Genomic DNA, 374 nt, shown 5'->3' on the forward strand with positions numbered 1-374 from the left:
ACAGCAATTACCGGAACATCGTTAACCAAGGTCACGGTCGGTTGACCGGTGCCGGTGGAATTCAGGCCTTCAACGTCAGTAACGGTCAGGTCGATCTTCGGTAACTGGTTGCCAGCGTTAACGAAGTCAGCACCTTTTTCGGTCAGGACCACGTTGTTGCCGGAGATAGCGTAGTAACCATCTGCGTTGGTGCCAGCAGTGAAGCTGATGGTCAAACCATCGCGTGGTGTTTCTTCATCTTTCGCGACGAAAGTACCGGCGACAGTGCCTGCTTCGGCAGTGTTCTCGACGATGGTGGTCGGCGTGACAGCAATTACCGGAACATCGTTAACCAAGGTCACGGTCGGTTGACCGGTGCCGGTGGAATTCAGGCC

General features: G+C 54.8%; 1 protein-coding gene. It reads right to left on the minus strand.

The genetic code is table 11. From position 1 onward, the window contains the following. A partial coding sequence (locus tag BW43_RS29040) for a hypothetical protein (RefSeq protein WP_032889381.1) occupies window positions 1-374 on the minus strand: 374 nt, incomplete at both ends.

Origin of the sequence: Pseudomonas sp. RIT357 (assembly GCF_000632245.1) — a bacterium.
In the GTDB taxonomy this organism is placed as follows: Bacteria; Pseudomonadota; Gammaproteobacteria; order Pseudomonadales; family Pseudomonadaceae; genus Aquipseudomonas; species Aquipseudomonas sivasensis.